The organism is Lysinibacillus sp. NPDC097287 (genome assembly GCF_044761695.1).
In the GTDB taxonomy this organism is placed as follows: Bacteria; Bacillota; Bacilli; order Bacillales_A; family Planococcaceae; genus Lysinibacillus.
Genome location: NZ_JBIWCX010000012.1, coordinates 100,809 through 124,578 on the forward strand (window position 1 = coordinate 100,809; position 23,770 = coordinate 124,578).

Sequence of the window (23,770 nt, forward strand, 5' to 3'; positions counted from 1 at the left end):
AAAGGTGACCTCAATGAAAGAAACAAGAGACCCTTCGCAAATACGTGTCGTTGTCGGCATGTCGGGTGGGGTAGATTCTTCGGTTGCTGCATACCTGTTAAAACAACAAGGCTATGAAGTAATCGGGATTTTTATGAAAAACTGGGATGATACAGACGAAAATGGAGTTTGTACAGCTACAGAAGACTATGACGATGTTATTAAAGTATGTAATCAAATCGGTATCCCGTACTATGCGGTGAATTTTGAAAAGCAATACTGGGATAAAGTTTTCACATACTTTTTAGAAGAATATAAAGCAGGACGCACGCCAAATCCAGACGTTATGTGTAATAAGGAAATTAAGTTTAAGGCTTTCCTTGAGCATGCGATGAGTCTTGGTGCTGATTATCTGGCAACTGGTCACTATGCGCGTATTGATCGCAGTGGTGATGGTGAAGTATTAATGCTTCGTGGTGTCGATGAAAATAAAGACCAAACGTATTTCCTAAATCAATTATCACAGGAGCAGTTAAAACATGTTATGTTCCCAATCGGTGATATTGAGAAAAAAGAAGTGCGAAAAATTGCTGAAGAAGCAGGGCTTGCGACTGCGAAGAAAAAAGATTCAACAGGTATTTGCTTCATTGGCGAACGTAACTTTAAAGAGTTTCTAAGTCAATACTTACCAGCACAACCCGGCAAAATGGAAACAATGGACGGCGTAGTGATGGGACAACACGACGGGCTAATGTATTACACACTTGGTCAACGTCATGGACTTGGTATTGGTGGTGACGGTGAGCCTTGGTTTGTACTTGGAAAAGACTTAGAGCGCAATGTATTGCTTGTTGGTCAAGGCTTCCACAATGATGCGGTATACTCTACTTCGTTAACAGCGGTGAAAATGAGCTATACTTCGACAAAAAAATTGCCCGGGAAATTTTCGTGCACAGCGAAATTCCGCTACCGTCAAACGGATACACCAGTTGAAGTGGAAATTTTAGAAGATGGTCGTACGCATATTACATTTGCAGAGCCAGTACGTGCAATTACACCTGGACAAGCAGTCGTTTTATATGACGGTGAAGTATGCTTAGGTGGCGGCACAATTGATGAAGTTTTCAAAAACAACGAAAAACTAACATATGTAGGATGAATTTGTGATGAGACTGCTTAGGCAGTCTTTCGCTACGTAGAGGTGAATAATATGGATTTTAATGAACAAGGTATTTTAGCTTTTCAAGAAAAGCGCTATGAGGATGCAGCACAATTTTTTACGCAAGCCATTGAAGCAGAGCCAGAAAATGCGATTGGTTACGTGAACTTTGGTAATCTATTAGCAGTATTAGATGATACGGAACGTGCAGAACGTTTCTTCCAAAAGGCGATTACAGTTGATGAAACAGTAGCAACTGCGTACTATGGTTTAGCGAATTTATATTATAATGTGGAACGTTATGCAGAAGCGGTGAAGTTGTATGAGTTGGCAGTTCAGCACAAAATTGAAGGTGCTGATGTTTATTATATGATGGGTAAATGCTTTGAGAAGCTTGAAAATCCAAAGCTTGCTTTACCATATTTACAACGTGCAGCCGAATTAGCGCCAGAAGATATGCAAATTCGTTTAGCGTATGCAATTGTACTATGTGCGTTAGAAATGTTCGATGAAGGGAAGAAGGAATTAGACTTCATCATTGAGCAGGACTGGAATAATGCAGATGCACATTATAATTTAGGTGTATTATTTGCGGTATCTACTGAAAATACAGAAGATGCAATGTACCACTTAAAGCAAGCATTTACATTACAACCTGAATACGATCAAGCGCGCTACATTTACGATATGATTGCACAGCGCTTTAACTAATGTGAAAAAACTCGTCAAGCTATTGAGGCTGACGAGTTTTTTTTGCGTATTTTTTTATATATTCCACAATAAATGCAATAATCGCGGGGATTAGGCCTGTAAATGAAATTAGTATTAGGGAAATAAATAGATTGTCTGCTACTACCGGAATATTTCCTAGTGCTAAACCTGTAAATAGCCAAACGACTGTCCAAATAAGTGCTCCGATACAATTATTTATAAAAAAGTCTCGGAATTTATAAGAAGTGAAGCCACTGACTAATGGCACAGTAGTACGCATAAGAGGTACAAAGCGAGAGAAGGTGATAGCGATTTTACCATAGCTTTCTAAAAAGTTTGTGGCTTTCGTTATCGTTTTTTCAGGAATGTATTTTAATGGTGAAAATCGTCCTGAAGTTGCTTTTGCACGTCGTATCATCACACCGATTGTATAATTTTGTGCATCGCCAATCACCGTTGCTAAGAAAAATATTAAAAATAGTACCCAAACATTTAAATGGCCGGTTGCAGCAATCGTACCGCTGGCAAAGACCGTAGAATCTCCGGGTAAAAATGTTAATACGACAAAGGCAGTTTTCGCATAAACAATGAAAAATAAAACAATATACATCACAAGGCCATATTGTTCAATATATCGATACAATTCGGTATCGATTGATTTTAAAAAGGTGAAGGCTTCTTGCATAGTTAGGGGAAATTCCTTTCTGGTTTACTTATTATTTAGTGAGTAATTCTACTTAACACGTGATAAATATTTAGCTAAGTCGACTATTGGTGTTTCACCGAAAGACGAAGGCTCAGTATCATGCTCTTTTAAAATATTTATTTCTTTGTTAAGTCTTTCCATTTTACGATCTAGTTCAGCTGCTTGAAGTGCAGCCTCTTTTAATTCATTACGAATATGATCAGGCATGTCTTTATTATATTTATAGTAAATTTTATGTTCTAAGCTTGCCCAAAAGTCCATAGCAATCGTTCGGATTTGAACTTCTGTATAAATTTTTTCCATACGATCAGACATATAGATTGGAATTTTAATAATAAGATGTAAACTTTGGTAGCCATTTTCTTTTGGCTCCGCGATATAGTCTTTTACGTCTACTACTTCAATATCACATTGATTGTGGAGCATTTCACTTACTTTATAAATATCTTCGACAAATGAACATGTAATACGTACACCTGCAATATCACGGATGTTTTCACGAATTGCATCAATTGTGGGTGGAAGCTTCTTTTTCTGTACTTTGTGTAAAATACTCTTTGCTGATTTTACACGTGTGGAAACATGTTCTATCGGATTATAGTCATGAATTATTTTGAATTCTTCTTTTAAAATATTTATTTTTGTTTCAACTTCACTCAGTGCAAATTTATAAGCTAAAAAGAAACGTTTTATATCGGTATGAAATGATTTAATGGTAGTTAGTTCAGTTTCATTTTTCATATGTCCTAGTATCCTTTCTGCTACAAGTAGTCATACTTCTGTTAAGAATAGCAAAAATCTCCTTGAAATAAAAATAAGCACTCCATGAAAAAACCTATCCCTCAGAAAATGAAGGATAGGTTTTCCGTTTACGCAATGATTTTGGCGTTTAAGTTATATCGTTTATTAAATTCATCGACAAACACTTGTAAATCAATATATGTACCGATATATGGTTCTGTTTCTTGATCGCGTAAAAAGCCACAAGTTGCTTTTAGAGATTTCGAAAATTCTAATAACATTTGCTCGTTATCTAATTGTACCTGTAGTGAAAGTAAGCCGTCTAACGTATTCACTTTAAAATATTTACCGTCAATAATGCGTTCTAAATTTGTTTCGTGGAATGGAAAAACGTAATCTTTGTATATCAATTTCACTTTGCTTCATCCTTTTTACAATAGTTTACAACATCTGAGTAGTTTAAGTCGCCACCGAAAATAGTAAGTGCACTTCCGATTGTGACGTGGAGCTTACCACCTGCTATTTCCTTGAATTTCTCTAAATCAGTAAGTGAACGTACACCACCTGCATAAGTCGTTGGAATCGATGTCCACTCAGCTAAATCACGTACTAAGCTTTCTTGCATCCCACCTTTTTTACCTTCTACGTCTACGGCATGGATAAGTAGCTCATCACAAAAACCTTCGATATAGGAAATTGATTCAGCGTTCACTTCAAAATCACTGAATTTTGTCCATTTATCTGTCACGACAAACCATTTTCCATCACGCATACGACAGCTTAAATCGATTACAAGATGCTCTTTACCTACTGCAGTCACTAGTTTTTCGAGACGTTCAGTATCGAGCTTGCCATCATGGAAAATGTAAGAAGTTACGATAACATGTGATGCACCAGCATTAATATATTTTATGGCGTTATCTGCAGTAATACCTCCACCTATTTGTAAACCTCGAGGATAAGCTACTAATGCGGAAAGTGCCGCTTCTTCGTTGCCGTCACCTAGCATGATGACGTGACCACCTGTTAATTTATCTTGTGCAAACATTTTTGCATAGTAGCTTGAATCATACTCAGAAATGAAATTTTCAATAATTTCTCGATCTGTATGACCTAGTGTACTGCCGACGATTTGCTTTACTTTGCCATCGTGTAAGTCGATGCAAGGTCTAAATTCCAATTATTCCACAATCCTTCCTTTATTCAAGACATTCGTAGTCTTTATCATAGCATGTAAAACATTCGAATGGCTGAGTATAGTTAATTGTCAAAATAATGTTAAATAATTTGATATGTTTCCATTATAGAGCGAATTTTCATGGCTGACTGTGGTAAAATAAAAGGATTGATTATGAATGAGAAAGGACGAACCGTTGATGACAGAAAATCTAGATTTATTTGAGCTTAATAAGCTTTTTATACTCGGCCGTCCCATCGTGTCAATTTTTCACAATACACAAAATATGTATTCAATTGTGCGCGTAAAAATTCAAGAGACAAATTTACAGTATGAAGATAAAGAGATTATTATTGTAGGCTATTTCCCGCCGCTGCAAATGGATGAGCAGTATCGCTTTACAGGTGTGCTCAAACAGCATCCAAAGTATGGCGTACAGTTTCAGATTGAAACGTTTGCTAAGGAAGTACCAGCCACAGAGCAGGGTATCGTACACTATTTATCGAGTGATTTATTTGTTGGAATTGGCAAGAAGACAGCCGAAACGATTGTTGAAAAACTAGGGGCTAATGCACTTCGTCTAATTTTAGAAGACCCAAGTGCACTGGATGTTGTGCCTCGTTTATCGACAGAAAAAAAAGAAGTAATCCGTAATACGATTGAACAAAATTTAGGTTTAGAACGTGTCATGATTCAACTAAATGAATGGGGCTTTGGCCCGCAGCTTGGTATGAAAATTTATCAAACTTATCGAACAGAAGCGATTCAACTTTTAACGGAAAACCCGTATCGACTTATTGAAGATGTTGAAGGAGTCGGTTTTTTCCGTGCAGATGAACTAGGTGCAAAGCTTGGTATTACTGGTAATCACCCTGATCGCATAAAAGCAGCTGTTTTCCACGTCTTAAATACCGCGGCATTATCGGATGGTCATGTGTATTTGGATGCTGAGCATGTGTTACCACAAGTGAAGGGCATGTTGGAACAAAGCCAAAGAGAAGACATTCCATTTGAAACGATTTCACAGGCGTGTATTGAGATGCGTGAGGAAAGTAAAGTATGTGGTGAGGAAACACGGTTATACTTGCCTTCCTTATATTTTTCAGAGGTTGGCATTGCCTCCAAAATTTTGGGCTTAATTGAGCGTAATGAAAAAGCGACACATTTTAGTAAAGACGAAATTCGCAAGGCAATAGGTGAGACAGAAGAATTTTTAAAAGTGACGTATGCAGAAACGCAAGCACGTGCCATTGAGCAAGCACTCAATTCAGCTGTCATGATTTTAACTGGTGGACCTGGAACAGGGAAAACGACAGTTGTACGAGGAGTTGTTGAGGTATATGCAAAATTACACGGACTGTCGCTTAATCCAAAAGAGTATGCACAAAAAGAAGAGCCATTCCCAATCATTTTATGTGCACCCACTGGAAGGGCAGCTAAGCGTTTAGCTGAATCAACAGAGCTTCCTGCGATGACGATTCACCGTTTACTAGGGTTTACAGGGCAGGAAAAAGAAGAAGAAACCGAGCGCGAAGTAACTGGAAAACTCATAATCGTCGATGAAATGTCTATGGTCGATACGTGGCTTGCTCACCAATTGTTAAAATCTTTGCATGAAGATGTACAAGTAGTATTCGTTGGCGACCAAGACCAATTGCCTCCAGTCGGACCAGGACAAGTATTAAAAGATTTACTTGCCTCTAAACAAATTCCAACGGTTGAACTGACAGATGTGTATCGGCAGGCAGAAGGTTCCACGATAATAGAACTTGCGCACCAAATTAAACGTGGAACAATTCCACAAAACTTAACAGCAAAAACATCTGATCGTTCATTTATTAAAGCATCATCTGAGCAAGTAGCAAGTGTTGTGACACAAGTTGTACAAAGTGCTGTAGCGAAGGGACAAGAAATTCGTAATATTCAAGTGCTTGCACCGATGTATAAAGGACCTGCTGGAATTGATAATTTAAATAAGATGATTCAAGAGCTCGTGAATCCAAATGATACAGGTACAAGAAAAGAGTTGGTTTTCGGTGATGTAATCTACCGCATAAAGGATAAGGTTTTACAGCTCGTCAACCAGCCAGAAAGCAATGTGTTTAATGGTGATATGGGTGAAGTCATCAGTATTATTAAGGCAAAGGAAACGGTTGAAAAGCAAGATTTACTCGTCGTGTCATTTGATGGTATAGAGGTTACGTATCAGCGTAGTGACTTAAATCAGATAACGCTCGCTTACTGCTGTTCCATTCATAAGTCACAAGGTTCTGAATTCCCAACGGTGATAATGCCAGTAGTTCGAGGCTACTCCAAAATGTTAAGACGGAATTTACTATATACAGGTATTACACGTGCGAAAAATTTCTTAATTTTATGTGGTGAGCCAGATGTGTTAGCGAATGGTTTACAGCGTACGGATGATTTGCAACGATTTACATCACTTCGTGCGCGTTTAAATCCAATGGATATGCCAGAGGATGTTGTAGAAGTGGTGGATACACTACCAACTGTTGAAACAACCGATGAAGAAAAAGCCGTGGTGGATCTGCACCTTTCTGTAGAGACGATGCCGCATATTCATCCGATGATTGGGATGGACGGAGTTTCTCCATATGATTTTATGGACGAGGCTAAATAAAAAGGGCTTTTTGAATTAGGTAGTTCATCACCGTAACTAGATGTGGATGTTGTAAAGGGTATTGTGTTCGTTACTTTGTGCAGTCGATGGTTTCACATGTTGCGGCTCAATAACCCTGACTTTCGGTGATAAATTATTTGTGTTATAATTTGGAAATTAATAGTATGAGGTGAATAGAAGTGAGATTGAAGTGTATGGCATTAGTACTGATGGTTTTATCGTTGCTACCATTTACGTTAGAAGCGCAGGCTAGTGGTACGGTTGTACAAACTAATGAGGAGACCGTTGTTTATGATAATCGATCGGGTTCGCTTATCCAAGTCGGAACTCTATCTGCGGGACAAACTTTTGTTGTGAAAAAAGATTACGGTGCCAATTGGTGGCAAATTCGTTGGGGTGATTTTGATGGCTTTGTGAGTAAGCGTTACACAACGATTGTACCCGCCAAGACGTATAAAAATGATGTGAAATGGCAGGTCAAAGTAACTAACCACATCACGGCTACTGGAGTAACACCGATTTTCGATAATACGGGTAATAAGCTTGTCCAATTTGCAACTTTATCAGAAGGAGTGAAATATCCGATATACAGTAAAGGTGGCGACTGGTATGGGATAGCTGTAAACAGTCGATTAGGGTTTGTACATAGTAAATATGTTGTGGAGGAGAAAAACGAGGTAACGACGGGTAAGCCAACAAAACCGCCTGTAGAAAATAAACCAACACCTCCGCCTGTGCAAAGCACTCCAAATGGCTACATTGAGGCAACAGAGAATGCTATACTGTACGATTTCCGTCGTGAAAATAAGACTATGGTGATTGCTACTTTACTAAAGGGGCAGCAATTGAAGGTTGAAAATGCGGAAGATCCCACATATGTAAAAGTTCGCTGGGGAAAAACGTTCGTTTATGTTGAAAAATCAAAAGTGAAGTTTGTGAATACACCGTCTTATAAAAATGTCGGCAAAGATAGTGCTATGAAAAACGAGTACTTCATCCCGATTTCGGGAAATAGTGAAATTTACGACCGTTCAACAGGGAAATTGATTCCATTTGCAAAGCTCGATACAAATCGTCGTTATCCGATTTTGCGTAAAGAGGATAGTTGGTATGTTACGACAATCGGGGGTCGAGAAGGCTATATCCATAGCTCGAAGATTGCGTTAGACCGTGGTGTCCCGGTCTTAATGTATCATCATTTATTGAAAAAACATGAGCTAGGACGTTTTACAAATGTAAGTACAACGATGACCGACGTACAATTTGCGAATGAAATGCAGTATTTAAAAAGTAAAAATTATGAAACGATAAGTATTTACGAATTACAGCAATTTATGCGCAATGAAATTACATTACCAGCGTATTCTATTGTCATTACATTTGATGATGGCTTACTATCAACACGTGAATATGCATATCCGATTTTGAAAAAACATGGCTTCCAAGCGACACAGTTTTTAATTACATACCGTAACGAGTATTCGCCAGAAGAGCAACGATTTGACTACACAGATTTACAGGCACTTTCACGACAAGATATAAACAATATGCGTGATGTATTTTCATATGAATCACACACATATAATTTGCATGATATGATTGGACGAACAGGGAAAATGTTATTAGTTCCTTATCGTGAAGTGGTACAGGACTTAAAGAGAAGTTTAGCGATTATTCCAGATGCAAAAGCACTAGCTTATCCATTTGGTCAATACAATACAAATACTATTTATGCGGCTAGAGAAGCGGGCTTTACGATGGGCTTTTCAACAAAACTAGGCTACAACAATCCGTTTGATGATATTTTCCAAATTAAACGATTATCCAGTGATCAGCAAACATCATTCGCACAATATCAAAAAATGGTTTCGCCTTTTGCGAAATAATAGAGATCCATTCCGTCACAATGACTGGAATGGATTTTTTTGTTGTTGGTTGTGACAAGTATTACAGCTCGTCTATTAGTGGAACGGATTTTTGCGGAAGGTCATATATTAAATGAGTACAAAAGAAACGGTGAAGTTTAGGAGGTGTGTATATGCCAGCAATAACAGGAAAACAGTATATTGATCGTATTGATGCATTGAAGACCTTTATTTCGTTAGATGGGGAAGTTATAAAAGGAAAAGTATCGGAGCATCCTGCGTTTAAAGGGGTTATGCAAAGTCAGGCGAGGCTTTTTGATTTGCAGCATGGTGATACGCAGCAAGGCATGATGACGTATTTGTCGCCAACGAGCGGTGAACAAGTGGGCATGTCGTTTTTACAGCCAGTGACGAAGGAAGATTTAGTGAAAAGAAGACATGCTGCACGTGAATGGGCATTGTCGACTCATGGTTTCATGGGGCGGAGTCCGGATTATATGAATACAACATTAATGGCGCTTGCATCTGCAGCTGAATACTTAAAAGGTAAGCCTAATTGTTTTCCGGAGCATTTACTTAGTTTCTATGAACTTGCGCGAGAACATGACCTTACGATGACACATACGTTTATTGAGCCACAAGTAAATCGGCATAAATTTTACTTTGAAGACGAAGAAAAGACGATTGCGGCAAAAATAGTAGGGAAAACAAGTAAGGGCTTAGTCATAAAAGGGGCGAGACTGCTTGCTACACAAGGTGGGATTACCGATGAATTGCTTGTAATATCTACAAATGGCTATGATGAAGGAAAAGGTTTCGCCTTCTCGATTCCAAGTGATACAGAAGGGTTAAAGTTTCTGTGTAGACAATCTTTTGTTGGTGGAACATCTACATTTGATTATCCATTAAGTGCACGCTTTGAGGAAATGGATGCGATTGTTGTATTTGATGATGTTGTTGTGCCATGGGAGCGAGTGTTTTATTATGAAAATGTGGAAGTGGCTAATCAGTTTATGAATATGAGTGGCTTCCAATCATTTTCATTGCATCAAGTATTGTCCCGCCAAATTGCTAAGACAGAGTTTGTTTTAGGAGTTGTGCAATCGATTGTTGATACAATTAACATTGGAGATTATCAGCATGTTCAGCAAAAGGTCGTTGAAGTGATTGTGGCTTTAGAAACAATGAAGGCTTTGCTGATTAAATCAGAGGAAGAGGCAAAGAGAGATAGTTTCGGTTATTTGAGACCTGATCATCCGACGCTTCAAGTTGCTATTCAAATTTTCCCGAAAGTGTATCCGACTTTTACGGAAATTATTCAACTTCTTGGTGCGAGTGGTTTAATGTCGATTCCCACTGAGAAAGCTTTTCAAGCAGATGAAGGAGACCTTGAACAGTACTTACAATCGGCTCATGAAGGTGGGGAGGAGCGGGTGAAAAAATTCCGACTCGCTTGGGATTTAACGATGAGTAACTTTGGTACACGTCAAACACTGTACGAACGATATTTTTTCGGGGACCCGGTGCGTTTATCGAGCATACTCTACCAATCATATAATAGAGAGCATCTTGTGAATCGGGTAGAGAATTTTTTGCGACAGTCCCAATGAATTAAATTGCAAATAAATTTTAGAATAGCTTGTGAAATCGTGCTGATTCTCACAAGTTATTTTTTTGTGTTGAATTATGATTGCGTTTTTCTTAGGTACAATTTGTATGTACCTGATATGAAAAAGCCGATTATTCTAAATGGATGTTATTTACCGTGGAGTGAACGACTTTACCTTCTAGTAATTGTAACAACCTGAAAACTGAAGAAATATTGAAATTTAATTTTGGTTTGCATAATACTTCTTCATCAATAATTTTTAAAAATTTTGTAACGAATAGCTTGTTACTTAGTCATATATATGTGAGGAGGTAGAGATGTGACAGATTTTGAGCAAATTTACAGTCAATATTTTCGGGATGTTTATTCGTTTACTTTGAAGCTATGTCAAAATGACAAGGTTGCTGAAGAAATTACACAGGAAACTTTTTTCAAGGCTTTAAAAAGTATTGATACATTCAAAGGTACTTGCAAAATCAATGTATGGCTTTGTCAAATAGCAAAAAATACATACTTCACGTACCTCGATAAAGAAAAACGGTTTGATATTGAAGATGTCCCAGAAAAAGAAAGCAACCATAATATTGAAGAAATGATGCAGAGTAAGGAAGAGACATTCCGTATTCATAAGGCACTCCATCGATTAGACGAGCCTTATAAAGAGGTATTTACATTAAGAGTATTTGGCGAGCTATCATTTAAGCAAATAAGTCAGTTGTTTGAGAAAACGGAAAGCTGGGCAAGGGTCACATTTCATCGAGCGAAACAAAAAATGCAATCTTTGTTAGAGGAGGAATAAAAATGAATAAAATAACATGCAATATCATCAAAGATATACTGCCTTTGTATTATGATGATGTTTGCAGCGAAGATAGCAAAAAAATGATAGAAGAACATCTTGTAGGGTGTGATGGTTGTAAAAGTGAATTAGCTAGTATACAAAAGGATTTTGAAATGCCGCAAGTAGAGCAGACGAAAAACAGAGCAGATGGGAATGTCATAAAGAATATAGCGACATTTTGGAATCGCTCAAAAGTAAAAGCCTTTCTGAAAGGGACTATTTTAACAGCAATTGCTTGTTCATTAATTTTTGGGAGCTATTATGGTTTATTTGAGTGGAATATTACGAGTATTCCATCCAGCAAGGTAGAAATAACAAACGTAAGTCAATTGGCAAATGGTGATATCGCATATCATGTTGACATAAAGGACGATTATTACTTGCGACATCTTAAATATGACATGGATGAAGACGGCAATTTTTATCTGATTCCCTTACGGCCAATTATTAAGGAGAAGTCACAGGTGCCACATCCGCTTAGAGGCTACGATTATTTTAATTTTGAAATGAACGAGATAAACCACGGGAAGGACATCAAAGCATTGTATTACGGCACACCAAAAGATAGCATTTTAATTTGGAAAGAAGGAATGGACTTGCCGAAAGCAAGTAAGGAAATTGAAAAGATGTTTGATTTCGAATAAATTAGAAACTGTTTTTTTGAATTGTTACAAATCACCATACAAGCAATCTTAACACTAAGATTTCTATGAAAAGCAGAACGTTGACACACCGCGAATTCTTTTTTATAATTCACTATATAATAGTAAAAACGACGATGGAATAAGTACGTATTTGCAAGTGTTCAGAAAGGGATTTCTAGGCTGGAAAAATCCTCACGATTAACAAATGCCGAAAGCTACTCCAGAGTGCAGCTAATCCCTGCCGTTCACTTACGTTACAAGTGCTTGAGAGGTAAGTTTTTAAAACTTACAACTAGGGTGGTACCGCGAGATGATTCTAAGTCCTCGTCCCTTTTTTGGGAATGAGGGCTTTTTTGCGTCTATAAGTGGATTCATATCGTAATTTTACACATATAAGAGGAGGAAATTTTCACATGAAATCAGCAGAAATTCGCCGCATGTATTTAGAATTCTTTAAAGAAAAAGGCCATCATCATGAGCCGTCAGCACCACTTGTACCAATTAACGATGCATCATTACTTTGGATTAACTCAGGTGTTGCTACACTGAAAAAATATTTCGATGGTCGTGTTATTCCTGATAACCCACGTATTACAAACGCGCAAAAATCAATTCGTACAAACGATATTGAAAACGTTGGGAAAACAGCGCGTCACCATACATTCTTTGAAATGTTAGGTAACTTCTCAATTGGTGATTACTTCAAAAAAGAAGCTATTCACTTCGCGTGGGAATTCCTAACAGATAAAAAGTGGATGGGCTTTGATCCAGAACTATTATCGATTACAATTCATCCGGAAGACCAAGAAGCATATAATGTATGGAAAAATGAAATTGGTATTCCAGAAGAACGCTTAATCCGTTTAGAAGGTAACTTCTGGGATATCGGTGAAGGTCCATCTGGTCCGAACTCTGAAATTTTCTACGACCGTGGAGAAGCTTACGGTAATGATGAAAATGATCCAGAACTATATCCTGGTGGGGAAAATGAACGTTATCTTGAAGTATGGAACTTAGTATTCTCTCAATTTAACCACAATCCTGATGGCACTTACACGCCACTACCAAAGCAAAACATCGATACAGGGATGGGTCTAGAGCGTGTAGTATCAGTTGTACAAAACGTACCAACAAACTTTGATACAGATTTATTCATGCCGATTATCGAGAAAATTGAACAATTCTCAAATCGTACGTACAAACGTCCGAACGAAATTGATTTAAATGAGATTTTCGGTAGCGAAGAGGATATTAATACACCATTTAAAGTAATTGCAGATCATATCCGTACTGTAGCGTTTGCGATTGGTGATGGCGCACTTCCATCAAATGAAGGTCGTGGCTATGTATTACGTCGTTTATTACGTCGTGCAGTACGTTATGCAAAACAAATCGGTATCGAAAAGCCATTTATGTTTGAATTAGTACCAACAGTAGGTAGCATCATGGAAGACTTCTACCCAGAAGTGACAGAAAAAGTGGAATTCATTCAACGTGTAATTAAAAACGAAGAAATTCGTTTCCATGAAACATTAGACGGTGGTTTAGCGATCTTTAACGAAGTTGTAGCTACGCAAAAAGCAGCTGGTCACAACTACATTCCAGGTGCAGATGCATTCCGTTTATATGACACATACGGTTTCCCAATTGAATTAACAGAAGAGTATGCAGAAGAAGTTGACATGACAGTAGATCACGAGGGCTTTGAAGCGGCAATGGAACAACAACGTGAACGTGCACGTGCTGCTCGCCAAGATGTAGACTCAATGCAAGTCCAAAGTGAAGTATTAGCGAACTTAACAGTAGCAAGTGAATTCGTAGGCTATGATACGTTAGAAGCTAAGACAACTGTCGCGGCAATTATTGTCGATGGTCAGGTAGTGAAAGTGGCATCTGAAGGTCAAGAAGCACTAGTTGTGTTAGCTCAAACACCATTCTACGCAGAAATGGGTGGACAAATTGCGGATAGCGGTGTCATTTCAAGTGATAGCTTTAAAGCAATTGTAAAAGATGTTCAGAAAGCACCAAACGGACAACCATTACACACGGTGGTCATTGAAACTGGTGAAATGAACATTGAAGATGCTGTAAAAGCGTCTGTTCATCGTGATGAACGTAATCTTATTATAAAAAACCATACAGCTACACATATTATGCAGCGTGCATTAAAAGATGTATTGGGCGACCATGTCAACCAAGCGGGTTCTTATGTTGGTCCTGACCGCTTACGTTTTGACTTCTCGCACTTTGGACAAGTTACAAAAGAGGAATTACAACAAATCGAACGTATCGTTAACGAAAAAGTGTGGGAAGATATTGAAGTTGTGATCGAAGAAAAAGCTATCGACGAAGCAAAAGCAATGGGCGCTATGGCTCTATTCGGCGAAAAGTATGGCGATGTAGTACGCGTTGTATCAATTGGCGACTACTCAATTGAACTTTGTGGTGGACTTCACGTAAAACGTTCTTCAGAAATTGGTTTCTTCAAAATCGTTTCTGAAGGTGGTATCGGTGCAGGAACTCGTCGTATTGAAGCTGTAAGTGGTAAAGTGGCTTACGAGGCTGTTAAAGAGGAAGAAGCTCTTCTAAACGAAGCGGCTGCACTACTTAAAGCAAACTCAAAAGACATTGTTACGCGCGTACAGTCTTTACAAGCAGACTATAAAGAATTACAACGTGAAAACGAAGCATTATCACAAAAAATTGCTAATGCACAAGCGGGTGCAATTGTAGATGCTGCGCAAACTTTCGGCGATGTTACAGTACTTTCTACAAAAGTAGACGCAAAAGATAATAACCAACTTCGTCAAATGATGGACGACTTAAAAGGTAAAATGGAGAAATCTGTAATTGTTTTAGGTGCTGTTGATGGCGATAAAGTTATGCTATGTGCAGGTGTTACAAAAGATTTAGTAGGTGGTAATTATCACGCTGGAAATATTGTCAAAATGGTAGCTGAAAGCTGTGGCGGTAAAGGTGGCGGACGTCCAGATATGGCGATGGCTGGTGCGAAAGAAGCTTCAAAACTTGATGAAGCGCTACTTTCTGTGTATGATTACATTAAATCCATTTAATTAATACGCTAAATCAGGTATAATAAAGAGAAATTGGAGATGAGCTTTGTTGCACATCTCCTTATTTCTGAAAGCGAGGTGCTGGTCATGAGTTCATTTGATCAAACGATGAAATTTAGTTTTCCAGAAGAATCAATGGAACAGGAAGTTAAGCAGGTAATGTTGAAGGTACATTCTTCATTAGAGGAAAAGGGGTATAACCCTATCAATCAGATTGTCGGTTACTTACTTTCTGGTGATCCGGCATATATTCCTCGCCATCAGGATGCTCGTAATTTAATTCGCAAGCTTGAGCGTGATGAAATTCTAGAAGAGCTTGTTAAATTTTACATCAAAAAGAATAACGAGGACTAGAAATGAGAATTATGGGATTGGACGTTGGGTCGAAAACAGTTGGCGTTGCAATAAGTGATGCACTTGGCTGGACGGCTCAAGGTATTGAAACCGTAAAAATTGATGAAGCAAATGGTGAGTTCGGTATTGAACGCATCGCTGAATTAGTAAAGGAATACACTGTAACAGAATTTGTTGTAGGTTTCCCGAAAAACATGAATAATACGGTAGGCCCGCGCGGTGAAGCTTCTGAAAACTTTAAAAAGTTACTAGAAGATACGTTTTCATTGCCGGTCAAACTTTGGGACGAACGTTTAACGACGATGGCTGCCGAGCGCATGCTTATCGAAGCAGACGTTAGTCGCAAAAAGCGCAAGCAAGTCATTGATAAAATGGCAGCTGTGCTAATCTTACAAGGCTATTTAGATAGCAAAAATTAACTTATGAGGTGACAAACATGGCTAAAGACCACAACCATGAAGAAGATTTACACGTACAACATATTACAGTTATTGACGAAAACGGTAACGAACAACTATGCGAAGTGATTCACGTACACGAATCACCTGAATTCGGCAAATCATACGTATTTTACGCAATGGTAGGCGCTGAAGAAGATGAAAACGGATCTGTAGAGATCTTCGTATCATCATTCGTGCCATCTGAAAACGGTGAAGATGGTGATTTAACACCTATCGAAACTGAAGCAGAGTGGGATATGGTAGAAGACGTACTTAACGCTTTAGAAGACGAAGACGAAGAATAATCGTCACGTTTTGTAATGCTTGAAACAAGGATGGCTAGTGCTTTCCTTGTTTTTTTTATGAATATCGGAGGTGCTTTATATGAATGAAGAAATTCAAGAGTTTATGATAATTGGTAAAGACGGTAAAGAGCAGACATGTCGCGTTGTCTTTACTTTTGATGCAGAGGAAAAATCGTATGTTCTTTTTTCATTGATTGATGAAAAGGGTAATGAAATCCCTGGTGATATTTCAGCAATGACATTTGATTATGATGATAACAATGGAGAAATGACTAATCTGCAAGCCGTAGAAACAGAAGCAGAGTGGGAAATGATCAACGAAGTTGTTTTAACATTATTAAATGAATTTGAGGAAGAACCTCAGCTTATTACTGTAACGGATGAAGAAGGTAATGACCAAGTTTGCGAGATTGTTCATACATTTGAATCTGATGAATTTAAGAAGTCGTATGTACTGTATGTTCCAGCAAATGATGAGCCATTTGAAGAACGTGATATTTTTGCAGCGCAGTACCTGCCTGGAGAAAATGGTGAAATTGTAGAACTGTTGCCGATAGACTCAGACGAAGAATGGGCATTTGTAGAAGATATTTTAAATGAATTGTAAACCGAACTCCGAGTGGTATATGCTACTCGGTTTTTTGTTTGCTTGAATGATAAAGGGATAGAATTAAAGAAGGGTTGCCTAGAATAGTAAAATAGATAATTAGCATCTTTTTTTTATTGTCAATATAATTGGAGATGACAATTGATTATAGCGCTTTGATTTTAGCACGCTCGTTGAGTGGAGGCTGGGCAACTCCTAGAGGATTAGCGTCCTAGATTAGACCCTGGAGCGTGGCTTGCCGAGTGAAACGGCTCATCGGACGCCTCCTGGAAAGCGCCCAGCTGGAACGGGAATCAAGCCCATTTTATAAAGATGAACCTTTTTTTACATTAATTACGTCATAAGTAGAGGTAATATATGGTGATTTATCCCTAATTGTCGATTTGTGTTTGTCGTGAAAGTTGATTTCTAGTATGATAATGGATAGTGATAGGGGGGAAACCCGTGGATAACGGTTCTAAAAAGCAAGAAATGAATGAAAAAAAACAAGTAATGTTTGAAAAAATGCAAGAAAGAAAAACTGAGGTAAAAAAAGTGAGGAAAATAGTTACCATTATAGCAGTTGTTTTTGTGTTAGTGCTAGGGATAGTAGGTTTAATCGGCTACAATTACGTGTCAAGTGCACTAAAGCCAGTGGACCCTGACGCTACAAAAACGATCGCCGTTGAAGTACCAATTGGTTCAAGTTTAAGCACAATTTCAGCACTGTTGGAGGAAAAAGGGATTATTAAAGATGCGCGTGTTTTTAAATACTATGCGAAGTTTAATAATGAATCACAGTTCCAAGCCGGGAATTATGATTTAACACAAGCGATGACTTTGGACGAGCTAATTGAAAGTTTGAAAACAGGGAAAGTGTATCGCGAGCCTGTCTTTACGATGACTATACCTGAAGGCTTTACATTAGAGCAAATTGGTAATGTAATCGAAAAGAAAACACCATATACACAAAAAGAATTTATGGATTTAGTAACAAGCGATACATTTGTACAACAAATGATGACGAATTATCCCGACTTAGTAACAGAAGCAGTATTGGCGGATAATGTTCGTTATGATTTAGAAGGTTATTTATACCCTGCAACATATTCATATTTTGAAGAAAAGCCGTCATTAGAGTCAATTGTAGAAGAAATGGTTGCGGCAATGAATAACGTTGTGAAAAATTACAGTGATGTACTAGCAGAAAAACAAATGACTGTTCATGAATTACTAACGTTCGCTTCGTTACTAGAAGAGGAAGCTACTGCACAAACAGATCGCGAAACGATTGCAAGTGTGTTCTATAACCGTATTAATGAAGGTATGCCGCTTCAAACAGACCCAACAGTCTTATATGCATTAGGCGAACATAAAGACCGTGTACTATATGAAGATTTAGAAATAGCAAACCCATATAATACTTACAAAAATAAAGGCTTACCACCAGGTCCGATTGCTGGGGCTGGGAAAACATCAATTGAAGCAACATTAAATCCAAGCACAACAAATTATTTCTATTTCTTAGCGGATAAAGAAGGAGTTAATCACTTCTCCAAAACATATGACGAACATTTACAAAAAGTGGAAAAATATCTACGTAAAGCGGAATAGTCTCTGGAATATAGAAAATAACATAGTGTGATGAGAGGGATAGAAGGAAAGAAAAATAGCTTTCCTTCTATTTTCATGCTATTATAAGTTGTGATTTTTAATCAATTAATACGTGTGGTGGCAATTGTTTTGATTGTATTCGAAAAACAATTGCTCATTTTTATATGGAAAAGTACCAAGACATCACGTTTGGTCCTTTTCTTTTTGTAGTAAATGTTGATGACGTATGGACAACGAAGCATTTTTCGTTGTAAAAATCATCTAGGCTAATAGCCCTTATGTTCGAGGTTGCGGTGAGCTTCATCGAGTGTAGAAGGGCGTTTTGAGGTGTGAAACTAATTATGGAATTATCAGATGCTTATATACAATCGTTTATTCAGCCACGTAACGACTTGCTTTTAGAAATGGAAGCATATGCGGAAGAACATCATGTGCCGATTATGCAACTAGCAGGAATTGATGCGTTAAATCAACTACTGCGCATTCAAAATCCTACAAAAATTTTAGAAATTGGTACAGCAATTGGTTATTCAGCAATGCGTATGGCTGAAGCTTTACCGCAGGTGCAAATTGTGACAATTGAACGTGACGTGGATCGTGTGGCTAAAGCGAAAGATTATATTGCACGCTCTACTGTGTCGGACCGTATTACGGTGATAGAAGGTGACGCATTAGAAGTGGATGATGAAGCGATTCATACGACGTTTGATGCAGTATTTATCGACGCAGCGAAAGGGCAATATCAACGGTTTTTTGAAAAGTATGCCCCCCTCGTAAATTCAGGAGGCGTCCTTTATATCGATAACATGTATATGCATGGTTTATCAGATTTAGATTTAAAGGATGTACCGCGTCGGAAACGTACTATGATTCGTAACTTAAAGAATTTCACTGATTGGATTATGCAACACCCGGACTATACGTGTGCATTTTTACCAGTTGGTGATGGCTTATTATTATGTTTGAAGAGGTGACTAGAATGAAAAAACCTGAATTGCTTGTCACACCGCAGTCGGTGGACCATGTGAAAGCACTTTTAACTGCGGGAGCAGATGCTTTTGTTATTGGGGAACAACAATTTGGCCTTCGTCTAGCAGGAGAATTTTCTGTAAACGAAGTAGAAGAAGCGACAAAATTGATTCATGCTGCAGGTAAAAAAGTTTATGTAGCTGTGAATGCTTTATTTCATAACGAAAAAATAGACGCACTAGCTGACTATTTAAAAGAAATGCAACGTATCGGCGTGGATCGTCTAGTTTATGGTGATCCTGCGGTTATCGTATTGTGCCGTGAGCAAGGTGTGACAATCCCACTTCACTGGAACCCTGAAACAACTGCGACTAACTGGTTTACTGCGAATTATTGGGGTAAACGTGGTGCGGCGCGAGCAGTCCTTGCACGTGAACTTTCTTTAGATGAAGTGTTAGAGATTAAAGAAAACGCTGAAGTGGAGATAGAAGTACAAGTACACGGAATGACGTGTATGTTCCAATCGAAACGTCCGCTTTTAGGTCATTATTACTTATACCAAGATAAGGCGATGGAAATCGAAAATCGCAAAGAAAATCGTAACATGTTCTTACATGATGATGAGCGTAACAATAAATATCCGATTTATGAGGATGCTAATGGTACGCATATTTTCAGTCCAAACGATATGTGTATTATTGACGAACTGGGCGAATTATTCGAGGCTGGCATTGATTCATTAAAAATCGAAGGCGTTCTCCAAACACCTGAATATGTTGTGACGGTGACAGAAGCTTATCGTAAAGCAATCGATGTATACTTTGACGAGTCAGAGGAAGCTTATGAAGATATTAAAGATGAATTACTAGCAACAATTGAAGAAATACAACCAGCTATTCGACCACTTGATACTGGCTTTATCTTCAAAGAAACTGTGTACTAGGAGGTGGCAAGAAAATGGCATTAGCATTAGAGCAAAATGACAAAATTCGTGGAATCGTCGACGGTAAACGTGTCATTACAAAGAAACCAGAACTACTTGCCCCTGCAGGTAGTTTAGAAAAATTAAAAGTCGCTGTGCATTACGGCGCGGATGCTGTATTTATTGGAGGGCGTGAGTTTGGTCTTCGTTCAAATGCAGATAACTTCTCGATTGAGGAAATGCGTGAAGGCGTAGAGTTCGCTAACAAATATGGTGCGAAAATTTATGTAACAACAAATATTTTCGCTCATAATGAAAACATGGATGGCTTAGAACAATATTTGAAAGATATTGAATCTGCGGGTGTAACAGGAATCATCGTAGCAGATCCACTTATTATCGAAACATGTCGTAACAGCGCGCCAAAGCTTGAGATTCACTTATCTACACAACAATCTCTGTCAAACTGGAAAGCTGTACAGTACTGGAAAGAGGAAGGCTTACACCGTGTCGTTTTAGCTCGTGAAGTCGGCGGCGAAGAAATGAAGCTGATGAAGGAAAAAGTCGATATTGAAATCGAAGCATTCGTTCATGGTGCGATGTGTATCGCTTATTCTGGTCGCTGTGTACTGTCGAATCATATGACTGCGCGTGACTCAAACCGTGGTGGTTGCTGTCAATCTTGCCGTTGGGACTATGATCTATACGAATTACAAGATGGTGAAGAAAAAGCACTTTATGACGAAAACGACGCTCCATTTGCGATGAGCCCGAAAGATTTAAAATTAATCGAAGCGATTCCGCATATGATTGAGCTTGGTATTGACTCATTGAAAGTGGAAGGCCGTATGAAATCAATTCACTATGTTGCGACAGTAATGTCTGTTTATCGTAAAGTGATTGATGCTTACTGTGCAGATCCAGATAATTTCAAAATTAAACGTGAATGGCTTGAAGAGCTAGACAAATGTGCGAACCGTGACGCAGCAGAAGCGTTCTTCCATGATGCACCAGGTCATGAAGAGCAAATGTTTGGCGTACATGGTCGTAAAACAACGTATGAGTTTGCTGGGCTTATTTTAGATCACGATCCAGAAACGAAGATTGTCACAATGCAACAACGTAACTACTTCAAACCAGGTGATGAAGTCGAATTCTTCGGACCTGAAATTGAAAACTTCCGTTTCACAATGGGAGAAATTTGGGATGAGGACGGAAATTCTTTAGATGCGGCACGTCACCCACTACAAATTGTGAAATTCAAATGTGATACACAATTACAGCCGCACAATATGATGCGAAAGGAGAATAAGTAATGGTACAGAAGCGTCCAGTTGTTATCGGAATCGCTGGTGGATCATGCTCAGGTAAAACGAGTGTGACACATGCCATTTATGATGTTTTCCGTGATCATTCAGTTGTCGTTATCGAGCAAGATTTTTACTATAAAGATCAAAGTCATTTAACTTTTGAGGAGCGTCTAGGAACTAACTACGACCATCCTCTTGCGTTTGATAATGATTTATTATTAGAGCATATTAATATGCTTTTAGAGCGTCAAGCGATTGATAAACCAGTCTATGACTATGTACAACATACACGTGCGAAAGAAGTCATTCATGTTGAACCTGTGGATGTTATTATACTTGAGGGTATTTTAGTATTAGAAGATGCACGTTTACGTGAATTGATGGACATTAAATTATTTGTTGATACAGATTCAGACTTACGAATTATTCGCCGTATTATGCGTGATATTAAAGAGCGTGGACGTACAACCGATTCAGTCATTGAACAGTATTTATCAGCAGTTCGTCCAATGCATAATTTATTCATCGAGCCAACGAAACGTTATGCTGATATCATTATTCCTGAAGGCGGGGATAATGAAGTAGCGATCGACTTAATGGTGACTAAAATTAAAACTATTCTTGAAACTGACAACGTATTGTAATAAGATAGAATGGTATTGACAATATTTTCATGTTTTTAAATGCATACATTTGCATGATAAGCATACTATTAGGTCAAAGAGCATTTTGAAAATGAGTAAAAATAATAAAATTCGATTAAATGCATCTTTCGTTATTGTCACTATGTTCAAATAAGTGGCGTAACACTCGGTGCATTTGGTCGAGTTTTATGTTTTTATACTGAAGGATTAGGAGTGAATTATTTTGTCAAATGAAAAACAATACCCAATGACTGCTGAAGGTAAAAGAAAATTAGAAGAAGAATTAGTGAAATTAGAAACAGAAACACGTAAAGAAATTGTAGAACGTATTAAAATCGCGCGTGACTTCGGTGACCTTTCTGAAAATGCTGAGTATGATTCAGCTAAAGAAGAACAAGCCTTTTTAGAAGGTCGTATCTCAACATTAAAATCAATGATCCGTAATGCATTTATCATTACTGAAGATGAAACAGATAACAGTGTTGTATCACTAGGGAAAACTGTTACATTTGTAGAAATTGTAAATGGAAAACCTACAACTGATGAAGAATCATATACAATCGTTGGTTCAGCGGAAGCGGATCCAATGGAATTCCGAATTTCAAACGAATCACCAATTGCTAAAGGTTTACTAGGAAAAGCTGAAGGTGATGAAGTAACTATCCAAACACCTGGTGGCGAAATGAAAGTGAAAATTGTATCGATTAAATAAGTAATATGTACAAGCAGCTAACGTCTCTCATATGAGAGAGGCTAGCTGCTTTTATTATGCAAGTGCGTCAGAACTTGATAAAATAGAAGCTAGAGAGGAGGAGACTTCATGAGTGAAAAACAAACGCGAAGCAGTCGCCATCTGCAACCAACTCCTAATAAAAAGCTTAACGGATGGTTAAATATTTTAATTGGAGTTGTTGTTGTTTTAATTGCTATTACAACTATATTTATATTTAAATGGCAAGACAATATAGAAGATACCGCGAAAGAAGATACAGAAATAACTGAACCAGAAGAAAAAGTGGAAGATCCTGTTAAAGAGGGAATTGTAACGGATGAAGAAGAACCGCCAGCTGAAGAAGAACAACCTGAGCAGGAAATCGAGCAGGAAAAGGCTGTAGAATCATCGTCAGACGATCCAATTGTTGACCGTGTCATTACGGACGAAAATTGGCAACCGACGCCTACAACGCAAACTGGTGAACATGTGTCGTCCTATGATGATCAGTCTGTCGATTGGGCTGAGAAAGTTGCAACGATTACGGCTGTAACAGGCATAGAAAAAGACAATATGATTATTTGGCGCCTGAAAAATAACGGGGGTGCAAATAAATCAATTGCAACGGTTTCTACAAATGATAAAACAGAGATGTACCGTGTCAGCATGGAATGGGTAGACAATGAAGGTTGGAAGCCTGTAAAGCTTGAACAATTGAATACTTTAGAAGGTGCCTATTGACGAAACTCGTTGTTTTGATTATTTTT

23 protein-coding genes and 1 other annotated feature are annotated in these 23,770 nt (G+C 38.1%); of the genes, 19 read left to right on the forward strand and 4 right to left on the reverse strand.

Annotation, left to right across the window (positions count from 1 at the left end; all coding sequences use genetic code 11):
• Positions 1-13: 13 nt before the first annotated feature.
• Positions 14-1,138 carry a tRNA 2-thiouridine(34) synthase MnmA gene (gene mnmA, locus ACIQ2D_RS16240; RefSeq protein ID WP_402865827.1) on the forward strand — a complete coding sequence of 375 codons (1,125 nt, stop codon included), beginning with the start codon at positions 14-16 and terminating at the stop codon, positions 1,136-1,138.
• A 51-nt stretch (positions 1,139-1,189) separates the two neighbouring features.
• Positions 1,190-1,849, forward strand: coding sequence for a tetratricopeptide repeat protein (locus ACIQ2D_RS16245; protein ID WP_402865828.1), 660 nt, complete (start codon positions 1,190-1,192; stop codon positions 1,847-1,849).
• A gap of 19 nt (positions 1,850-1,868) precedes the next feature.
• Here ACIQ2D_RS16245 and ACIQ2D_RS16250 read toward each other — a convergent pair whose 3' ends face one another.
• The 4 genes from ACIQ2D_RS16250 to hisA all read right to left on the reverse strand — a co-directional run bounded on the left by ACIQ2D_RS16250 (position 1,869) and on the right by hisA (position 4,476).
• Positions 1,869-2,534, reverse strand: a complete 666-nt coding sequence (locus ACIQ2D_RS16250) for a DedA family protein (protein ID WP_402865830.1) — start codon at positions 2,532-2,534, stop codon at positions 1,869-1,871.
• Between the two features lie 48 nt (positions 2,535-2,582).
• A complete protein-coding gene (locus tag ACIQ2D_RS16255; RefSeq protein ID WP_402865832.1) occupies positions 2,583-3,296 on the reverse strand; it encodes a GTP pyrophosphokinase in 714 nt (237 codons plus the stop codon).
• A gap of 128 nt (positions 3,297-3,424) precedes the next feature.
• Positions 3,425-3,712 (reverse strand): hypothetical protein, encoded by a 288-nt coding sequence (locus tag ACIQ2D_RS16260; RefSeq protein WP_402865834.1) that lies wholly within the window; start codon positions 3,710-3,712, stop codon positions 3,425-3,427.
• On the reverse strand, positions 3,709-4,476 hold the full coding sequence (gene hisA, locus ACIQ2D_RS16265) for a phosphoribosylformimino-5-aminoimidazole carboxamide ribotide isomerase (protein WP_402865836.1): 768 nt from the start codon (positions 4,474-4,476) through the stop codon (positions 3,709-3,711). The genes ACIQ2D_RS16260 and hisA overlap by 4 nt, the downstream gene beginning before the upstream one ends.
• 196 nt (positions 4,477-4,672) lie before the next feature.
• On the opposite strand from hisA, the gene recD2 reads away from it, so the two are divergent.
• From recD2 to ACIQ2D_RS16350, 17 genes are all read left to right on the forward strand, one after another.
• Positions 4,673-7,114 carry an SF1B family DNA helicase RecD2 gene (recD2, locus tag ACIQ2D_RS16270; protein ID WP_402865838.1) on the forward strand — a complete coding sequence of 814 codons (2,442 nt, stop codon included), beginning with the start codon at positions 4,673-4,675 and terminating at the stop codon, positions 7,112-7,114.
• 179 nt (positions 7,115-7,293) lie between these two features.
• Positions 7,294-9,000, forward strand: coding sequence for a polysaccharide deacetylase family protein (locus ACIQ2D_RS16275; RefSeq protein ID WP_402865840.1), 1,707 nt, complete (start codon positions 7,294-7,296; stop codon positions 8,998-9,000).
• A gap of 152 nt (positions 9,001-9,152) precedes the next feature.
• The gene (gene hpaB / locus ACIQ2D_RS16280) at positions 9,153-10,589 is read left to right on the forward strand and encodes a 4-hydroxyphenylacetate 3-monooxygenase, oxygenase component (protein WP_402865842.1); all 1,437 of its coding nucleotides are present in this window, start codon (positions 9,153-9,155) and stop codon (positions 10,587-10,589) included.
• Positions 10,590-10,907: 318 nt separating this feature from the next.
• On the forward strand, positions 10,908-11,387 hold the full coding sequence (locus ACIQ2D_RS16285; RefSeq protein WP_402865844.1) for an RNA polymerase sigma factor: 480 nt from the start codon (positions 10,908-10,910) through the stop codon (positions 11,385-11,387).
• 2 nt (positions 11,388-11,389) lie between these two features.
• Positions 11,390-12,073 carry a zf-HC2 domain-containing protein gene (locus ACIQ2D_RS16290; RefSeq protein ID WP_402865846.1) on the forward strand — a complete coding sequence of 228 codons (684 nt, stop codon included), beginning with the start codon at positions 11,390-11,392 and terminating at the stop codon, positions 12,071-12,073.
• 122 nt (positions 12,074-12,195) lie between these two features.
• Positions 12,196-12,408 (forward strand) — a binding site (T-box leader).
• Between the two features lie 78 nt (positions 12,409-12,486).
• A complete protein-coding gene (gene alaS, locus ACIQ2D_RS16295) occupies positions 12,487-15,147 on the forward strand; it encodes an alanine--tRNA ligase (RefSeq protein ID WP_402865848.1) in 2,661 nt (886 codons plus the stop codon).
• 87 nt (positions 15,148-15,234) lie between these two features.
• Complete coding sequence (locus ACIQ2D_RS16300; RefSeq protein WP_053584610.1) at positions 15,235-15,501, forward strand: IreB family regulatory phosphoprotein; 267 nt, start codon at positions 15,235-15,237, stop codon at positions 15,499-15,501.
• Positions 15,502-15,503: 2 nt separating this feature from the next.
• Positions 15,504-15,920, forward strand: coding sequence for a Holliday junction resolvase RuvX (gene ruvX, locus ACIQ2D_RS16305; RefSeq protein ID WP_402865850.1), 417 nt, complete (start codon positions 15,504-15,506; stop codon positions 15,918-15,920).
• 17 nt (positions 15,921-15,937) lie between these two features.
• Entirely contained in the window at positions 15,938-16,246 is a 309-nt protein-coding gene (locus ACIQ2D_RS16310) for a DUF1292 domain-containing protein (protein ID WP_402865851.1), read from the forward strand.
• Between the two features lie 79 nt (positions 16,247-16,325).
• A complete protein-coding gene (locus ACIQ2D_RS16315) occupies positions 16,326-16,853 on the forward strand; it encodes a DUF1292 domain-containing protein (protein ID WP_402865853.1) in 528 nt (175 codons plus the stop codon).
• 444 nt (positions 16,854-17,297) lie between these two features.
• Positions 17,298-18,446, forward strand: a complete 1,149-nt coding sequence (mltG, locus tag ACIQ2D_RS16320) for an endolytic transglycosylase MltG (protein WP_402865855.1) — start codon at positions 17,298-17,300, stop codon at positions 18,444-18,446.
• 341 nt (positions 18,447-18,787) lie between these two features.
• Positions 18,788-19,420: an O-methyltransferase gene (locus ACIQ2D_RS16325; protein WP_402865918.1), complete on the forward strand. Its 633-nt coding sequence runs from the start codon at positions 18,788-18,790 to the stop codon at positions 19,418-19,420.
• Between the two features lie 5 nt (positions 19,421-19,425).
• Positions 19,426-20,358: a peptidase U32 family protein gene (locus ACIQ2D_RS16330; RefSeq protein WP_402865857.1), complete on the forward strand. Its 933-nt coding sequence runs from the start codon at positions 19,426-19,428 to the stop codon at positions 20,356-20,358.
• A gap of 14 nt (positions 20,359-20,372) precedes the next feature.
• Entirely contained in the window at positions 20,373-21,653 is a 1,281-nt protein-coding gene (locus tag ACIQ2D_RS16335) for a peptidase U32 family protein (protein WP_402865859.1), read from the forward strand.
• The gene (gene udk / locus ACIQ2D_RS16340) at positions 21,653-22,291 is read left to right on the forward strand and encodes a uridine kinase (RefSeq protein ID WP_402865861.1); all 639 of its coding nucleotides are present in this window, start codon (positions 21,653-21,655) and stop codon (positions 22,289-22,291) included. The genes ACIQ2D_RS16335 and udk overlap by 1 nt, the downstream gene beginning before the upstream one ends.
• 223 nt (positions 22,292-22,514) lie before the next feature.
• Entirely contained in the window at positions 22,515-23,003 is a 489-nt protein-coding gene (greA, locus tag ACIQ2D_RS16345) for a transcription elongation factor GreA (protein ID WP_402865863.1), read from the forward strand.
• Between the two features lie 108 nt (positions 23,004-23,111).
• On the forward strand, positions 23,112-23,744 hold the full coding sequence (locus ACIQ2D_RS16350) for a YrrS family protein (RefSeq protein WP_402865865.1): 633 nt from the start codon (positions 23,112-23,114) through the stop codon (positions 23,742-23,744).
• Positions 23,745-23,770: the final 26 nt, after the last annotated feature.

What these genes read in the sequence shown, in the direction of transcription:
- ACIQ2D_RS16315 (WP_402865853.1), top strand. Translation starts at nt 16,326, where the DNA reads ATGAATGAAGAAATTCAAGAGTTTATGATAATTGGTAAAGACGGTAAA.
- ACIQ2D_RS16350 (WP_402865865.1), top strand. Translation starts at nt 23,112, where the DNA reads ATGAGTGAAAAACAAACGCGAAGCAGTCGCCATCTGCAACCAACTCCT.
- alaS (WP_402865848.1), top strand. Translation starts at nt 12,487, where the DNA reads ATGAAATCAGCAGAAATTCGCCGCATGTATTTAGAATTCTTTAAAGAA.
- ACIQ2D_RS16250 (WP_402865830.1), bottom strand. Translation starts at nt 2,534, where the DNA reads ATGCAAGAAGCCTTCACCTTTTTAAAATCAATCGATACCGAATTGTAT.
- ACIQ2D_RS16330 (WP_402865857.1), top strand. Translation starts at nt 19,426, where the DNA reads ATGAAAAAACCTGAATTGCTTGTCACACCGCAGTCGGTGGACCATGTG.
- ACIQ2D_RS16300 (WP_053584610.1), top strand. Translation starts at nt 15,235, where the DNA reads ATGAGTTCATTTGATCAAACGATGAAATTTAGTTTTCCAGAAGAATCA.
- ACIQ2D_RS16255 (WP_402865832.1), bottom strand. Translation starts at nt 3,296, where the DNA reads ATGAAAAATGAAACTGAACTAACTACCATTAAATCATTTCATACCGAT.
- ruvX (WP_402865850.1), top strand. Translation starts at nt 15,504, where the DNA reads ATGAGAATTATGGGATTGGACGTTGGGTCGAAAACAGTTGGCGTTGCA.
- ACIQ2D_RS16325 (WP_402865918.1), top strand. Translation starts at nt 18,788, where the DNA reads ATGGAATTATCAGATGCTTATATACAATCGTTTATTCAGCCACGTAAC.
- mnmA (WP_402865827.1), top strand. Translation starts at nt 14, where the DNA reads ATGAAAGAAACAAGAGACCCTTCGCAAATACGTGTCGTTGTCGGCATG.
- ACIQ2D_RS16335 (WP_402865859.1), top strand. Translation starts at nt 20,373, where the DNA reads ATGGCATTAGCATTAGAGCAAAATGACAAAATTCGTGGAATCGTCGAC.
- udk (WP_402865861.1), top strand. Translation starts at nt 21,653, where the DNA reads ATGGTACAGAAGCGTCCAGTTGTTATCGGAATCGCTGGTGGATCATGC.
- recD2 (WP_402865838.1), top strand. Translation starts at nt 4,673, where the DNA reads ATGACAGAAAATCTAGATTTATTTGAGCTTAATAAGCTTTTTATACTC.
- ACIQ2D_RS16245 (WP_402865828.1), top strand. Translation starts at nt 1,190, where the DNA reads ATGGATTTTAATGAACAAGGTATTTTAGCTTTTCAAGAAAAGCGCTAT.
- ACIQ2D_RS16310 (WP_402865851.1), top strand. Translation starts at nt 15,938, where the DNA reads ATGGCTAAAGACCACAACCATGAAGAAGATTTACACGTACAACATATT.
- ACIQ2D_RS16290 (WP_402865846.1), top strand. Translation starts at nt 11,390, where the DNA reads ATGAATAAAATAACATGCAATATCATCAAAGATATACTGCCTTTGTAT.
- hpaB (WP_402865842.1), top strand. Translation starts at nt 9,153, where the DNA reads ATGCCAGCAATAACAGGAAAACAGTATATTGATCGTATTGATGCATTG.